At 41.6% G+C, this 15,433-nt stretch carries 14 protein-coding genes; 12 read left to right on the top strand and 2 right to left on the bottom strand.

Annotated features, from left to right (window positions below):
• Positions 1–21: 21 nt before the first annotated feature.
• Positions 22–1,383 (bottom strand): MFS transporter, encoded by a 1,362-nt coding sequence (locus AC0VX1_RS20380; RefSeq protein ID WP_475468606.1) that lies wholly within the window; start codon positions 1,381–1,383, stop codon positions 22–24.
• Positions 1,384–1,703: 320 nt separating this feature from the next.
• Between AC0VX1_RS20380 and kdgD the strand changes: the two genes are divergently transcribed.
• The 9 genes from kdgD (at position 1,704) to AC0VX1_RS20335 (ending at position 12,713) form a co-directional block, all read left to right on the top strand.
• Complete coding sequence (gene kdgD, locus AC0VX1_RS20375) at positions 1,704–2,636, top strand: 5-dehydro-4-deoxyglucarate dehydratase (protein WP_034309652.1); 933 nt, start codon at positions 1,704–1,706, stop codon at positions 2,634–2,636.
• An 18-nt stretch (positions 2,637–2,654) separates the two neighbouring features.
• Positions 2,655–4,118, top strand: a complete 1,464-nt coding sequence (gene gucD / locus AC0VX1_RS20370) for an alpha-ketoglutaric semialdehyde dehydrogenase GucD (protein ID WP_475468604.1) — start codon at positions 2,655–2,657, stop codon at positions 4,116–4,118.
• Between the two features lie 89 nt (positions 4,119–4,207).
• Positions 4,208–5,743, top strand: coding sequence for a galactarate dehydratase (gene garD, locus AC0VX1_RS20365; protein WP_475468602.1), 1,536 nt, complete (start codon positions 4,208–4,210; stop codon positions 5,741–5,743).
• A gap of 177 nt (positions 5,744–5,920) precedes the next feature.
• Positions 5,921–6,373, top strand: coding sequence for a GNAT family N-acetyltransferase (locus AC0VX1_RS20360; protein ID WP_098865513.1), 453 nt, complete (start codon positions 5,921–5,923; stop codon positions 6,371–6,373).
• A 123-nt stretch (positions 6,374–6,496) separates the two neighbouring features.
• Positions 6,497–6,817 carry a hypothetical protein gene (locus AC0VX1_RS20355; protein WP_413009273.1) on the top strand — a complete coding sequence of 107 codons (321 nt, stop codon included), beginning with the start codon at positions 6,497–6,499 and terminating at the stop codon, positions 6,815–6,817.
• A gap of 110 nt (positions 6,818–6,927) precedes the next feature.
• Positions 6,928–7,374, top strand: a complete 447-nt coding sequence (locus AC0VX1_RS20350) for an ASCH domain-containing protein (RefSeq protein WP_475468600.1) — start codon at positions 6,928–6,930, stop codon at positions 7,372–7,374.
• Positions 7,375–7,475: 101 nt separating this feature from the next.
• On the top strand, positions 7,476–8,174 hold the full coding sequence (locus AC0VX1_RS20345; RefSeq protein ID WP_413022746.1) for a polysaccharide deacetylase family protein: 699 nt from the start codon (positions 7,476–7,478) through the stop codon (positions 8,172–8,174).
• 605 nt (positions 8,175–8,779) lie between these two features.
• Positions 8,780–11,815, top strand: coding sequence for an efflux RND transporter permease subunit (locus tag AC0VX1_RS20340; RefSeq protein ID WP_475468597.1), 3,036 nt, complete (start codon positions 8,780–8,782; stop codon positions 11,813–11,815).
• Positions 11,816–12,062: 247 nt separating this feature from the next.
• Complete coding sequence (locus tag AC0VX1_RS20335) at positions 12,063–12,713, top strand: DsbA family oxidoreductase (RefSeq protein WP_475471839.1); 651 nt, start codon at positions 12,063–12,065, stop codon at positions 12,711–12,713.
• 149 nt (positions 12,714–12,862) lie between these two features.
• Here the strand turns inward: AC0VX1_RS20335 and AC0VX1_RS20330 are convergent, their stop codons facing one another.
• Positions 12,863–13,498 (bottom strand): hypothetical protein, encoded by a 636-nt coding sequence (locus AC0VX1_RS20330; protein ID WP_475468595.1) that lies wholly within the window; start codon positions 13,496–13,498, stop codon positions 12,863–12,865.
• A gap of 502 nt (positions 13,499–14,000) precedes the next feature.
• Between AC0VX1_RS20330 and AC0VX1_RS20325 the strand changes: the two genes are divergently transcribed.
• From AC0VX1_RS20325 to AC0VX1_RS20315, 3 genes are read left to right on the top strand one after another with little or no spacing between them, the layout of a single operon-like run.
• Positions 14,001–14,606, top strand: a complete 606-nt coding sequence (locus tag AC0VX1_RS20325; RefSeq protein ID WP_475468594.1) for a flavodoxin domain-containing protein — start codon at positions 14,001–14,003, stop codon at positions 14,604–14,606.
• Positions 14,575–14,682, top strand: a complete 108-nt coding sequence (gene fbpA, locus AC0VX1_RS20320) for a Fur-regulated basic protein FbpA (protein WP_235568245.1) — start codon at positions 14,575–14,577, stop codon at positions 14,680–14,682. The genes AC0VX1_RS20325 and fbpA overlap by 32 nt, the downstream gene beginning before the upstream one ends.
• A 3-nt stretch (positions 14,683–14,685) precedes the next feature.
• Positions 14,686–14,835, top strand: a complete 150-nt coding sequence (locus tag AC0VX1_RS20315) for an FbpB family small basic protein (protein WP_106026119.1) — start codon at positions 14,686–14,688, stop codon at positions 14,833–14,835.
• The last annotated feature ends 598 nt before the right edge of the window (positions 14,836–15,433 follow it).

The following is a 15,433-nucleotide window of genomic DNA, read 5'->3' as shown; positions in this document are numbered from 1 at the left end:
TATATCAGAATATTTAGTTGATTATGATTTTAACTTTACACGTTTAATTTCACCAACAAGGAATAAATAACTTAAAATCGCGACAAGAGCATTGGCACATACGAAGACTAGCGCCCCATTAAACGACCCTGTCGTGGCAATGATATATCCGATGATAATCGGTGTTGTAATGCCGGCAATGTTTCCGAATGTGTTGAAAAGCCCGCCGCTGACACCAGACATTTCCTTAGGTGAGGTATCGGCCACTACCGCCCAGCCGAGTGCCCCGAATCCTTTACCGAAAAACGCAAGGGCCATAACGAAAATGACCACCCATTCCGTATCTACATAGTTTGCTGCCACCAAGCTCATCGATAGAATCATCCCAACAACAATTGGCACTTTTCGGGCGACAGTCAATGAGAATCCCTTCCGTAACAAGAAATCCGAGAATGTCCCTCCGAGAATGCCGCCAAAAAATCCACAAATGGCCGGAAGGGAAGCGACGAATCCAACTTCAAGAATGGTCATGCCCCTTTCTTGTACTAGGTACACAGGAAACCATGTCAGGAAAAAGTACGTTAACGTCGTAATGCAATATTGACCGAGATAAACACCTAACAGCATGCGATTTGATAATAGCTGCTTAATATGATTCCAGTTGACGCCTTTCTTTTCCTCCTTATTTGTACTGGTTTGATCCATATTGATCAAGGCGCCGCCAGCTTCGATATATTCAAGCTCAGCTTTGTTGATGCGAGGATGTTCCTTTGGGCCATAAATCGTTTTCATCCAGATGAAAGCAACGATGATTCCTAAAGCACCCATAAAGAAGAAGACGTATTCCCAACCGAATTTATACGTAATGTATCCCATGATCGGTGCAAAGAGAACGGTTGCAAAATACTGGGCCGAATTGAAAGTGGCAGCCGCGGTTCCGCGTTCATGGCTTGGGAACCAGGTGGCAACGATGCGGCTGTTGGCCGGAAAGGAAGGAGCTTCTGCCAGTCCAACTAAGAAACGCAGTCCGAACAATAGCATGACAGCCGTTCCCGCAGAACCGAAAAAACCGAGAAACCCCTGTAAAAGCGTAAAGGTAGACCATAACGTAATACTCCAAAAATAAACTTTTTTCGAACCAAAACGGTCTAAAAGCCATCCGCCTGGAATTTGTCCAGCTACATAAGACCAAGCGAAAGCGGAGAAAACATAGCCCATCATGACTGAATCGAGACCAAGCTGACCAGACATGTCCGTACCCGCAATGGATAGCGTCGCACGATCCGCATAATTCAGGGCTGTAACCAAAAAGAGCATAAAGACAATGAACCATCGTGTGCGTGTTTTTTTCTGGGCACTTGGCAGTTTAGGAGATGGTTGAAGTACTTTTTCTTCAGCGTTCATATACTCACTTCCTTAATCGTATTTTATTATATTTTCTAATTGATACCGCTTACAATGTTAACTGTTTCCTCCTTCGTGAAAATTCTTAATATTTAGTTTTGTCCAATGGTAAGACAAATAAAATTGTTTGTCAATGACTTTTTTTCTTAAAAGTTTTTTCATTTTAGCTCCTTCATTATCGTGTTTTTTTGTATATATTAGAAGCGAAATTATCGAGGGATAAAGTAGTGTTTCATTTTTCAGAAAATAAAAAAAATACGATTGACCAGATGGTGTATTTGTCTTACAATAAAACAATAATACACAAGGGGGAATAAAAAATGAATAAGATCCGCAAGGCACCTAAAGGAATTCTCGGATTTCCCGTGGCACCATTCACAACGAGTAATAAGCTTGATGAACAAGCACTCGCCCAAAATATCCAATTTTTATTAGATGAGGGACTAGAAGCTATTTTCGTGGCATGTGCAGCAGCGGAATATCCATCATTAAGTAAAGAGGAATATGAAGCGATGGTTGAGGTAGCCGTATCCGTCACCGCTGGAAAAGTACCTGTATACACAGGGGTAGGCGGGAATATTCAAACTTCCCTCGAACTTGCCAGAATATCTGCGGATAAAGGGGCAGATGGTTATTTAATATTACCTCCATATCTCGTTACTGGAGAACAGGCAGGTCTGTCGGCTTATTTCAAAGCCATCGCAGAGAGTACAGACTTGAATTCCATCGTATATCAGCGTGATAATGTGGCATTTTCACTTTCAACTTTGGAAGCGCTTGCTGAGGTCCCGCAGGTAGTCGGCGTCAAAGACGGTCTGGGCAATATGGAGTTGAATGGACTCCTTACACAAACCTTCGGAAAACGTTTCGGCTGGCTGAACGGAATGCCGCTTGCGGAAGTTACCATGTCGGCCTACGTTCCACTTGGTTTTGATTCCTATTCATCGGCGATATCCAATTACATCCCGCATATCTCACGAAAGTTCTATAATGGCATCCTGAGCGGAGATCAAGAAACGGTCAATGAAATTTACCAGCAGGTCATCATGCCGATCAACAACATTCGCCGTCAGCGAAAAGGGTATGCCGTTTCTCTCATTAAAGCAGGTATGGAGATTATGGGAATGCCGGTTGGGCAAACAGTCAGATTACCGATTCTTCCGGTGGAAAAAGAACATTATGCAGAAATGCAAACGATATTAGAGAATGCTTTAGATCGTTTTCCAAAAGAAACACCAATTCAATCAATCTAATAAGGGTGGGGATTATATATGATAACTACAGTTCAAACAAAAACGTATCTTAACTATATTAATGGTGAATGGGTTGCTTCCATTTCAAATGAAGTTGAAAAAAGTTTAAACCCGGCAGATAAACAGGCAATTGTCGGTTATGTACAAAAATCCACCAAGGATGACTTGAACCAGGCAGTCGAAGCAGCGAAAAAGGCGAAAGATAAATGGCGCAAATTAGCTGGTTCAGAGCGCGGGGAGTATCTATATAAAGCAGCGCAGATTCTTGAAAAGCGGATTGATGAAATCGCAGAATGTGCAACACGGGAAATGGGCAAGACATTTGCTGAAACAAAAGGGGAAACGGCACGCGGTATTGCGATCCTGAAATACTATGCAGGAGAAGGAATGCGTAAGGTGGGGGATGTCATTCCATCCACCGACAGTTCTGCGCTTATGTTCACGACGCGCGTTCCGCTTGGTGTTGTCGGCGTCATTACACCTTGGAATTTCCCGATCGCCATCCCAATCTGGAAGATGGCTCCTGCCCTCGTATATGGGAATACGATTGTGGTGAAGCCAGCCACCGAGACGGCCATCACCTGTGCGAAAATCATGGAGTGTTTTGAAGAAGCCGGTTTCCCGGCGGGTGTTGTCAATATGGTTACAGGGCCGGGCAGTGTCATAGGGCAGGGCATCGCCGATCACGAAGATATAAACGGGATTACCTTTACCGGCTCAAACGGAGTCGGAAAAAGGATTGGACAAGCGGCGTTAGCACGCGGAGCGAAATACCAGCTTGAAATGGGCGGGAAAAACCCGGTAATCGTTGCAGCGGATGCGGATCTTAACCTGGCTGTAGAAGCAGTCATTACAGGTGCGTTCCGTTCAACGGGGCAAAAATGTACCGCGACAAGCCGCGTCATCGTTGCAGCTGAAGTATATGAAGAGTTCAAGCAGCTGCTGGTGAAAGAAACGAAAGGCATTTCCATCGGGGATGGATTGGACAGCGGGACATGGATGGGACCATGTGCCAGCGAAAGTCAATTGAATACGGTTCTTTCCTATATCGAAAAAGGAGTGGAAGAAGGTGCTGCACTTCTAATTGGCGGGAAGCGTGCTGAAGAAGGCCCTCAGGCGAATGGCTTTTATGTAGAACCTACGATTTTTGATAATTGTACGTCAGATATGACAATTGTACAGGAAGAAATTTTTGGTCCGGTGATTGCCTTATTGAAAGCTGATTCAGTTGAAGAAGCTCTGCACCTTGCGAACAGCGTGGAATATGGCCTTAGTGCTTCAATTTTCACAGCCAATATCAAACATCTGCTTTCATTTGTTAATGATATGGAAGCGGGATTGATCAGGGTCAACGCCGAGAGCGCAGGCGTTGAATTACAGGCGCCATTTGGCGGCATGAAAAACTCCAGCTCCCACTCCAGGGAACAAGGAGAAGCCGCAAAAGAGTTTTTTACTTCCATTAAAACGGTGTTTGTCAAATAAGGGGAAAAAACAGTATTTTAACTGAAAATTACCGGCACGTGTATGTTTAGTGATGTCTGTTTGCTTTTTTAGAATGAAGGAGTGGTGAAGTGGATACGAAAACGCAACTGACGGAGGTACCGCTTTATATTAAGGTGAATGGGATCGACAATGTCGCCATCGTGGTTAATACGGGAGGCTTGGATCAAGGAACCGTATTCCCTTGTGGGCTTGAATTGAAAGAAAGAGTGCCACAAGGCCACAAAGTGGCTTTAATGGACATAGTCGAAAATGAAGCCATCATACGCTATGGGGAAGTTATCGGTTATGCGGCTAAATCAATCAGTAAGGGATGTTGGATTGACGAATCACTGGTGATACTTCCGTCTTCTCCGGATTTAAAGGAATTGCCGGTAGCAAATGATATTCCGAAAACTTTACCCCCGCTTGAAGGGTATACATTCCAAGGGTTCCGCAATGTAGATGGCAGTGTTGGAACCAAGAATATATTGGGCATTACAACAAGCGTCCAATGTGTAGTGGGCGTGCTGGATTTCGTCGTGAACCGGATAAAAAAAGAGCTACTCCCGAAGTATCCCAATGTTGATGATGTTTTCGCCATAAATCACAACTATGGGTGCGGAGTCGCTATCAATGCACCGGAAGCGGTCATTCCCATTCGCACGATACAGAACCTTGCGAAGCACCCGAATTTCGGCGGGGAAGCCTTGGTAGTTGGACTGGGGTGTGAAAAACTGTCTCCAATGAGAATAAATCCAAGCGGGGACGATTCAGATATCATTTCACTTCAGGATCAGCAGGGATTTGCGGGGATGGTCCAATCCATTATGGAAATGGCCGAGGAACGTTTAATCAAGTTGAACCGCCGGCAGCGGGAAACATTTCCGGTTTCCGAATTAGTCATCGGCACCCAGTGCGGAGGAAGTGATGCATTCTCTGGTGTCACAGCTAACCCTGCCGTAGGATATGCCACAGATCTGTTGGTCAGGGCAGGGGCAACCGTTCTATTTTCTGAAGTCACAGAAGTACGGGATGCGATTCATCTATTAACGCCTCGTGCAGTGAATGAAGAAGTGGGGAGAGCTTTAATAAAGGAAATGGATTGGTATGATAACTACCTTGCATTGGGTGATGCCGACCGAAGTGCCAATCCGTCGCCAGGAAACAAAAAGGGCGGGTTGGCCAATGTAGTGGAAAAATCATTAGGCTCCATTGCCAAGTCCGGAGGCAGCCCCATTTCAGGCGTTTTGGCTCCTGGTGAAAAAGCAACGGAAAAAGGGCTGATTTTTGCTGCTACACCAGCTAGTGACTTTGTTTGCGGAACGCTTCAGCTAGCTTCCGGCATGCACCTTCAAGTTTTTTCAACTGGAAGAGGCACACCTTATAATCTCGCTATGGCTTCCGTCATCAAAGTATCTACACGAAATACATTGACCGAGCAATGGAAAGATCTGATCGATATAAATGCTGGAACGATCGCTACTGGTGAAGCAACCATAGAGGAAGTCGGGTGGGAAATATTTCACCTTATTCTGGAAGTGGCCAGCGGTAAAAAGAAAACCTGGGCAGAGCATTGGGGCCTGCATAATGATTTGGCACTGTTCAATCCTGCGCCAATTACCTAATAGTGAATGAATTGAAGGACTTCCTTTTATAGGGGGTCCTTTTTTTGATGGTCCAATTTTTACAGTTGCATTATTTTTCCTCCAGAAAAGAGGACCGCCGGACTATTGGAAGAAGTTATTAATGAAGGAATGATTTACATCAGGGTGATACGGAAGTACATGATGAGGAGGGATACCATGGTCACATTCAGGAATGCGACGGCAAAAGACTTAAGTGAAATCGTACGGATGCTTGCGGATGATGCATTGGGGAGGGAGAGGGAGCGATATGAAAATCCGCTTCCTGAAAGCTATCTAAAAGCATTTGAATCCATTGATGCAGATGAAAATAATGAATTGATCGTTGCATGCCTTGGTGAGGAAATCGTTGGAGTGCAGCAAATCACGTTCACACCTTATATTACCCATCAAGGCGGCTGGAGAGCTACAATCGAAGGAGTTCGGACGGCATCTACAGAACGGGGGAAAGGCATTGGAAGCAAGTTGATTCAATATGCGATTGACCGTGCAAAGAAGCGGGGCTGCCATATCATTCAGCTCACGACTGATAAAAAGCGGGAAGAAGCGCTGCGATTTTATGAACGGTTAGGATTCAAGGCCACTCATGAAGGCATGAAAATGAAGCTTTAATTCACGGTCTTTTGTCCCCATTTTTTGTGCACGACAATTCGTCTGGCATTATATGTTAAAATTATGCATGAGCTATTAATAGATGTATATAGGCTTTATAAACTGATGAAAGGGGTGAGCTCGATGGAAAACGAAGCTTGTATTCAGAAGAGGTACGGTGTAATTAGTTTTACTTCATTCATCATTGGAATCATTTGCTTTTTTACTGTTTTTATTACACCTATCAGAATAGGAAATATCGAAAACTTGACTGGTGGTTATATCACATTTTTCCTTACGGTTGCCGGCATCGTCCTCTCTGTCATGGGAATTTTGAAGAAAACGGAGAAAAACATGATTTCCATCATCTCATTGGTTTTCTCCTCCTCATTCTTTATATTTTGGGTAATCATCATCACTTTGTTGTTAACGGGTGAAATAGAATGGCCACGCAGATCATATTAGCAGTTGCCTTGGTAGAGTTACTGAGTTTTGCTTGAAGATTGGTTGGATTGAACCAATTTAACCTTTCGTGATACTCAGCGGAGCTGCAAAACAGAATGGAGAATCATAGAATGAATGTCAAAGCGGAATTATATTGGTATGAATATTGGCAAGGGAAAGATGAAAAACCCCAGTCTGTCAGTGCATGGCAATTCGGGGCCGATCCCGATCATTTGGCTCAGTTAGTGATGGATGGGATAAAAACGGCTACATGCTCTGGGCATGTTTTTTACGGAGAGGAAAATGAACCACTACCATCCGTGGGTGATTACAGCATTATCTTAAGCAGTGAGGATTTGCCCTTAGCCATCATACAAACAATGAAAGTCGAAGTATTGCCCATGAATGAAGTGAGTGAAGAGTTTGCGATTGCAGAAGGGGAAGGCGATCGAACTTATACTTACTGGTGGGATGCTCATGAGGAATTTTTTAAAGAAGAACTGGACAAAATCGGCCACACCTTTAAAGAAGATATGCTGCTGGTGTGTGAGCGTTTTGAGTTGATACATGTAAAGTGAGTGTGGACGGCTCGGTCGGAGAGAGCAATAAGTGTTTTTGTTCAATGATTTGCTATAATAGGTCATTGGATTAAAAACCTTATAGAAAGATAGGTATTTGCATGAAAAAGAAACTGATATTCATTGGCTTGGGAATCCTGGTTGTTTTCCTGCTGATGCTTGGTACGTATAAATTAATGAATTCGAGAACCTATCAGGTGTTCGGTGGATTAACGGATAATGTCGAGACGAATGAAAAAGTGGTCGCTTTGACTTTTGATGATGGCCCATCGAAGAATGTAAGTGAGATTCTGCCGTTGTTGGCTAAATACGATGTGAAAGCTACATTCTTTCTGATCGGTAACGAAATCGAAAAGTACCCGGAGGAAGCTGGGAAAATAGCGGAAGCGGGACATCAGATTGGGAATCATACGTATTCGCACAGGCGGATGGTGTTTAAATCGCCTTCTTATATCAAGGAGGAAATCGAGAAAACGGATAAATTGATTCAGAACGCCGGATATAAGGGTGAAATTGATGTCCGGCCTCCAAACGGGAAAAAAATCATAGGTTTGCCTTATTATTTAAATAAAAATGATAGAGAGACCATTACCTGGGATCTGGAACCAGATAGCTATTACACTACCGCTTCTGACAAAGTGAAGTATGTGAAGGAAAATATAAAACCAGGTTCGATCATCCTGATGCATCCGATGTATGATGATACGGGTAAAGAGCTTCAAGCGATTGAAGGGATCTTACGAGAGTTAACGAACGAAGGGTATACGTTTGTGACGGTCAATGAACTTCAGGAAATGTAGTTTTTGGTCCAGACGATTTTCGAAGAATCGGGTTGCTGCGGCAGCCCTTTTTTATTTGATATAAAGAATAGTACAAAACATGGGCTGCATATTGTTTCTTAACGGAAGGTTGTTGTTAGGGCTTGAATTCGATTTTTCCTTAGTGGAAATAAAGCTATTAAAATGGGGCTGGTTACTTGTATCGGAATAAAAACACCGCTCTGATCATGATTTTGTGTTTCCTGTTATTCCTATTTCTTGTGGTGCTCATTTTTCGCCACATCACGGTATACTTCGTGTATAGCTCGGGCATAGGCCCGTTATTACTTATCGGGATAATGGTTTTGGCTATCGTTATGCTTTTTATCAGAGGGTATAAATAATCGAGTTTCTTCAATTTTTAGGTTTGTGCATTTTGAACGTTGTTTGGAAATTTAGAAACCCCTTTTGTCTAAAAACTGGAGGCTGCTGTGCAGCCTTTTTTTATGTGGAAAAAGTTCTCCGCATCGATAGACATAAAAAAATATAAAAATCAATAAAAAATTAACACTCCAACATTAGTAATATATGGTAAGATTTGAAATGGAATTATTTTCTTATAAATTTTATTCAGGGGTGATTAGTGCGTGGAGTTTTTTACTAAGTGGTCGTTTAAGAACAAGGCTGCCGTTTCATTGGTAACCATATTTATTTTGATGATAGGAGTTGTCAGTTATTTTAAACTGCCGATGGAGTTTTTACCATCTGCCGATAATCCACAAGTTACGATTATCACAATGGGGCAGGGCACCGATTCGAAAACGATGGAAGCACAAGTTACAGATCCGATTGAAAGGGCAGTTACGGGCATTAAAGGAAAGAGTTCCATATACTCCACCACTGGGGATGGTTTTTCTAAAGTAGATCTATTCTTTGAAGCCGGATCGGATATGAAACAAGCGAAACTGGATGTTCAGGAAGCTTTAGGCAGTGTGGCATTGCCGCAAAGCATGGCAAAGCCTACTGTTACACAGTTAAATACGTCAATGATTCCCATTTCATTTGTATCAGTTACTTTTAAGGATGGGGTAACAGCTGAAAATATAGACTTTGCCAAGAAAGAATTAGAGCCTTTGTATAAAGATATTAAAGGGGTTTCGGATGTACAGACATTCGGGGTTTCGCAATCCATTCTTTCAGTCAAAGTGGATAATGAAGAATTGGCTAAAAAGAAAGTCTCCATTCAAGATGTCATGAGCGTCCTTAACGGTCAGAATGCAGCTCTGGCCGTAGGCGAAAGAGTGATTGATGGGAAGGCAAGTAACATCAAGGTGATCGGTGATTTAACAAGTATTGAAAAATTAGAAGCGCTGAAGGTCACTCCTAATGTCGCACTTGGACAGATAGCAAAAGTTGAAGAAGCGAATGATGGCAACCTCATCAGTCGTTTTAATGGAAAGGAAAGCATTGATTTAAGCATTATCAAGGACAGTCAATCAAATGCTGTCTCAATCAGTAAAGAGGTTGAAAAAGTAGCGAAAGAAATTAATGAAAAGTATAGTGACCAGAAATCGACCATTTATTTATCTACAGCTGATATGGTGGAGACGTCCGTTCAGACGATGGTAAAAGAAGTTCTGCTGGGTGCGCTATTCGCTACGATTGTAATCATGGTCTTTTTACGGAATGTACGATCTACATTCATTACAATCGTATCCATACCGCTATCTCTTGGCTTTACGTTATTTTTGCTGTCATTGTCGGGAGTGACGCTGAATATTTTGACGCTGGGCGGTGTCGCTGTAGCGATCGGGCGCTTGGTGGACGATAGTATTGTCGTTATTGAAAACATTTTCCGGAAAATGCAGCAGGAGAAGATTTCAGTCGAAATGGTGATGGGTGCAACGAAAGAGGTGGGAGTGGCAATCACAGCTTCAACCCTTACGACTGTAGCCGTTTTCTTGCCGGTTGCTTTATTGAATGGAGGGCTTCAGGAGTTTCTTCTTCCTTTTGCTTTGACTGTCACTTATTCTTTGCTGGCTTCATTAATTGTGGCATTGACGGTTGTTCCGTTAATGAGCGCAGGATTGCTGAAAAGGACGGGGCTGCCAAAACATCGACCGGCCAAGCGTTTTACGAAGCTGGTTACTTGGTCACTAAACCATAAATGGGTTGTCCTGATTATTGCGATGCTGTTGTTTGTCGGTTCCATTGGTACATATTTTGCCATGCCAAAAGGGGCGATTGATAATTCTTCAGCAGACTATGTCTCCGTGACATTAACTTATCCAAATGATCAGCCCTATGAGAAAGTAAAGGAAAAAGCGATTGAACTCGAAGAAACGATGCAGGGTATGAGTGAAGTGGATAATATTTTCATGCAATTAGGAAACTCGCCCGAGACAGCACAATATGGCGAAGTCGCATCACCTACAGAAGCGATTTTCGGCATCCTGGTAAAGGATAAAGCAAATGTAGATGCAATCCTGAAAAAAATGGAAAAGGAACAAGAAAACTATCCTGATGCGAAGCTTACGGCCCAGGCCTCTTCCTTTATGATGGGAGCATCAAAGACGAACATTACGATAGATGTGATCGGCAGAAATGCTGAAGATTTGGAACGGACGGCCAATAATGTCAAAGAAAGAATTCAGGACATTAAAGGAATCGAAGAGGTTACAACGAACCAGGATGAAAAGAAAACCATTTATTCATTCACGGTAGATCCGGCTAAAGGCAATACAGAACAAATCGGCCAACAATTAGGTATCATGCTTAATAAAACGCCTATCGGCCATATAACTTTACAGGATAAGCAAACTCCTGTCGTCCTTGAACCAATCTTGGATCCTAAAAAACCAGAGGATTTAAAAAGCATTCCGATCATGACAGACGGGGGTCTAGCCCCAGTGTCAAAAGTTGCTTCTTTAAAGAGCGAAGAGAGCGCAACAACGCAGTTCCATAAAGATGGAGAAACATATCTCCAATTAACGGCAACGGTCGATCCGGCTAAGCTGTCCGATATTGCAAGCAAAATAAATCTCGAGATATTTGGAGATAAAGAGAACAAAGGCCTTGATATTCCGGATGATGTAGAGATTTTAGTCGGCGGAGCCAGTGCTCAGCAGACAGATGATTTTTCCGATTTATTCCTTACGATGTTAATATCGATCGGCATTGTCTTTTTAATCATGGTTATAACCTTTAAATCGATCAAAGCACCGATTGCCATTCTATTCTCCTTGCCATTCGCTGCCATTGGAGCGGTATTAGGATTGGTCATCAGTCGAATTCCAGTTGATATTACAGCACTGCTCGGTGCTCTCATGTTAATAGGAATTGTTGTGACAAACGCGATTGTGCTTCTGGATCGAGTCAAACAAAACGAAGAAAAAATGATCATCCGTGAAGCGATCGTCGAAGCGACAGCCACAAGATTCCGTCCAATCATAATGACGGCTGTAGCAACGATTTGTGCCATGCTGCCGCTTTTATATAAAAAGGCGGAAACAGGAAGCTTGGTTTCACAAAGCTTGGCGATCGTTGTCATTGGCGGGCTAGCTGTTTCCACACTGCTCACACTGATCGTCATTCCATGTATATACGAATTGCTGTACTATAAAAAATCGAAAAAACAGAGAAGGAAAAAGAGAGAACCCGTTAACGAACAAATCGAGATGTAAGGATATAATATAAAAAAGTTTGTAGAGAAAGCGACATTTTCTTTACAAACTTTTTTTCTTTAAAAAATAATGGTTGACTTTCCTCCAACCTGTAACTAAAATGATTACAGCAGGTTGTGAACAATCGCAGGAAGCAATCGACTGTACAGTTACTGAATGCCATGTAATTATATTGATTTTTTTTGCTCCGCGTTGTAACTAGTTTGGTTACAAGTTTAACTGATATTGAAAAGTGAGGGAATATATGATGACAGTGAAAATTAAAGCATATTCTGATTTTATTTGTCCATTTTGTTTTTTAGGTAAAGGGCCTTTGGACGAAATCGTGAAGGAAAAGGATGTAGAAGTGGAATGGATGCCATTTGAATTGCGTCCGAGTCCATATACGAAAATTGATCCATGGAAGGAACCCGATAAGTTGAATTCATGGGACTCTTACATTCTTCCTGTTGCGAAAAAGCTAGGGGTTGATATGCGTTTACCCCGTGTCTCCCCGCATCCATATACACATTTGGCATTCGAAGGCTGCCATTTTGCAAAGGAGCACGGAAAAGGGAACGAATTCCACAACAGAGTATTTACCGCGTTTTTTCAAGAGGAACAAAATATTGAAGATATTGAAGTGTTGACAAAATTAGCGGGTGAAGTTGAGCTCCCTATAGATGCCTTTAGAGAAGCGTTAGTGTCCCGAAAGTATCGGGAAATGCACCAGCAAGCACTCAAACATGCTTATGAAGAAGCAGATATCAGGGCTGTCCCGACGTTCATTATTGGTGATGAAGTCATTCAAGGACTAGCCAGTAAAGAAAGGCTAGCGCAAGTCATTGAGAAGGAAGAAGCAAAAAATAAACGGAATGAATTTGATGGCTTGCAATGTGATGGTAGGGGGAATTGCTAATAACGTTTTTACTGTCAGGGAAATGAGAATTTACAACAGTAAGGTCATTTCAAGCTACTTAAAATAGGGCTTGATTAGAATACTTACAGAAGAACCCCTTTTATCAAACAATAAAACCTTTTCTTTTACTGTTTTATAAAAGGGGTATTTTAATGTAATTCTAGTTGAATTGTAGTAATAATATTAGAATCATCAACCCATATATAAGCATTTTTACACTTATGAGTGAAATATCTAATGGCAAAAGTATCTTTTAAATAATCTTTTAAAGTCCAATTGTATAAGGAGAGCGAGATTATTGGCCCTTTTGATGTGTTTTTTAAATAAGCTAACACCTTATCGAACTCCATATCTTCGTATTTCTCGATAAATTCAGGTATTATCTTGTATGATTTTTGTGGTTTCCATTCATATTGTGATTTGCTAATTGTCCCATATAGATTTTTTATTATTGGATTTATGTGACTCGACCTGATCAAGGAGAGAGATTCTTGATTCGGATTATTTAACATTATTTCTGATGGTACTTCGTTTTCTAATAAAATCTTGGTGTTGTCAAAATGCATAATAATTTCTTCGATGACTTGATTATCAATTCTATCGACAAATAACGAAGTAACACTATTTTCATCTTGGCAACCCAACAGTAAAAAGAATTGAGTTAATAGTGAATATTTTTTTTCGGAATTTGAATTAGGGGTAAATTCCCTGATCTTGAAGTCTGAAAAACTGTCTGTATTGTTTTCGAACTGATTATTAGCTTCACAAGGTTTCAACCATTCCATTAGTAGCCCACCTAGTATGTTTTTTATTGGCTCTTTTCGTAAAGATTGTTGTTTTTAAAACGACTCTATTTAAGGTTGATTGGAGCGGAAGTGCGAGACTCCTGCGGGAGCAGCGGGACAGGTGAGACCCCACAGGCGTTTACGCCGAGGAGGCTCACCGCCCGCACCAAGGAAAGCGAGCATCTGGAGGGGAAATCAACCACACCGCACTACTTGGTAAATAGCAACAGAGTATGCGAAAACAGCCTTTTTATTTAACCTCAAAATAACTAAAACCTTGTTAAATTATTACATAGTGTATCATGATTTTTTGTGAAAATATAGGCTTTTTTACCTAAATATTTTAGTTTTTTACTTAATTTTTAGGACATTTATATTATTTTTAAGATGAAGAGGGACTGCTTAATATAATTAACGGAGGTAAATAATTGACATTGAGAATCATTTTCATTTATAGTGAAGTGTGTAATGAAATTAATTCTCAATTAGGAAGGTGATATAGATGAAGGTATTCATTGGTTATGTCAGTTTATCCGGGAATACCGAGAAAATGGCTATAAACATAAAGAATAGAATGAAGGCTGTCGGCTGTGAAGTATATATGGAAAGATTGGACACTGTTGAAGTTGATGCTTTAAAGGATTTTGATTTGGCCTTTATCGGTTTATATACATGGAATCTTGAAGATGTACCGTATGAAGCAAACGAGTTTTATGAAGAAATTGATCAAGTGGACTTTACTGGAATGAAAGTTGCATTCTTTGGTGCCGGCGACCTGACCCATTCGAAACCCTGCGCCGCGATAGATATCCTATCCATGAAGCAATTTGGATTTGATGTATATGATCAAGTGTTGAAAATACACCATGAAAGCAATACATACGAACAACTTATCAAATGCGAAGACTTTGCAGAGCATGCCCTTATATGGGGAAGCAATAGGAAGAAGTGGAGATTCTTCATGTGGGATCGGATGCAAGGCAGCCACAAATACCAAAAGTCTGTATTTTTGTTAAGGAGGGTCCTTGATGATTACCCAATTAAGTGCAAAGGGAGAAGCAAAAAAAGAGGAACTTATACAAGAACTTCTGAAATTCGGGATTTTTAAAAAATATAATAAACAACTATATGAGCTTCCAATCGTAGTTTTACAGAAGGAATTCAATCACTTGAGAGGTGAATAAAAAATGTCTAGGAGAAGGAAATCTTATACTCAACTGCTAAAAGAAAACCGCGAGCTTCTGTTGCATGACAAAATCGAAGTGGAACGCATCTATACAAAAATCGATCAAAAAGCCATCAATGAAAAAAAGGGCGGTAAGCAAGTACAATCATGACAGTTTAAAATTTGAACGTTGATTTCCGATCCAGGCGCTCGCTTTCCGCGGGCGATTAGGGAGCCTCCTCGGCGCGCCTGCGGGGTCTCCCATGCCACGCTTTTCCCGCAGGAGTCTCGAACATCCGTTCTAATCAACTTTGTGTTTTAAAAGAAAAAACGGCTGGCTCGTCTTATTCCAAACCCTATTTAAGACAAAGTTATCCTTCATGTTTTTTTCCTGTCATCCTTAATGGATGGAAGAAATATGCGACACTCCTGCCGAAAAACTGGCTAGCCGAGACCCCGGAAACGCTTGCGTCTGGGAGGCTTGGCAGGCAGTCGAAAGGGAGCGGATTTCTGAAATCAGCTGGAACGTTTGTTAGAGAACCGGAAGGACTGGTGGAGCGCTTAGAAGTGAAAATGCCGGTATGATTTTTTTATTCAAAAAAAACGGGACTTCCATCATATACTGGCTTTTGGAAATGCCACGGTGAATCGTATTTACCATTTTTTATAATTAAAGTAATAAAACACCAATAAAATAACTCCTTGCGTTATAATGAATGGGCTCCAAGGGAAGTGTCAGAGACCTGCAGGAGTGATCATTTGAATGGAGG

The organism is Peribacillus sp. QJM3NY_7, assembly GCF_056173225.1.
This window is presented reverse-complemented; position numbering and strand designations above follow the sequence as displayed.